Source organism: Pseudomonas sp. YuFO8 (genome assembly GCF_035065025.1).
GTDB lineage: Bacteria > Pseudomonadota > Gammaproteobacteria > Pseudomonadales > Pseudomonadaceae > Aquipseudomonas > Aquipseudomonas putida_AE.
Genome location: NZ_JAXDEQ010000149.1, coordinates 1 through 431, shown reverse-complemented (window position 1 = coordinate 431; position 431 = coordinate 1). Strand labels below are relative to the sequence as shown.

1 tRNA gene is annotated in these 431 nt (G+C 54.1%); it reads right to left on the bottom strand.

What is annotated here, in order from left to right:
• Positions 1-266: 266 nt before the first annotated feature.
• Positions 267-343: transfer RNA gene (locus SOP95_RS31725), tRNA-Pro, on the bottom strand.
• Positions 344-431 lie beyond the last annotated feature (88 nt).

Here is a 431-nt window from a genome sequence, read left to right as displayed (position 1 = left end):
ATCCTGCTCCCAAAGCAGGCGCGCTACCGGACTGCGCTATACCCCGGTAAAAAAAGGCGACCTAACCAAAGAGCCGCGGCTGAAGCTGCACTGATTTAAAACTGTGGGAGCCAGCCTGCTGGCGATAGCGTCGAATCAGTCACCATCGATGTTGACTGACATGGCGCCATCGCCAGCAGGCTGGCTCCCACATTGGTTTTGCAGTGTTCTGGAAATTTTCGCAGGCAAAAAAAACCCCGTATCTTTCGACACGAGGATTTTTAATATGGTCGGGGTAAGGGGATTCGAACTCCTGACATCCTGCTCCCAAAGCAGGCGCGCTACCGGACTGCGCTATACCCCGGTAAAAAAAGGCGACCTAACTAAAGAGCCGCGGCTGAAGCTGCACTGATTTAAAACTGTGGGAGCCAGCCTGCTGGCGATAGCGTCGA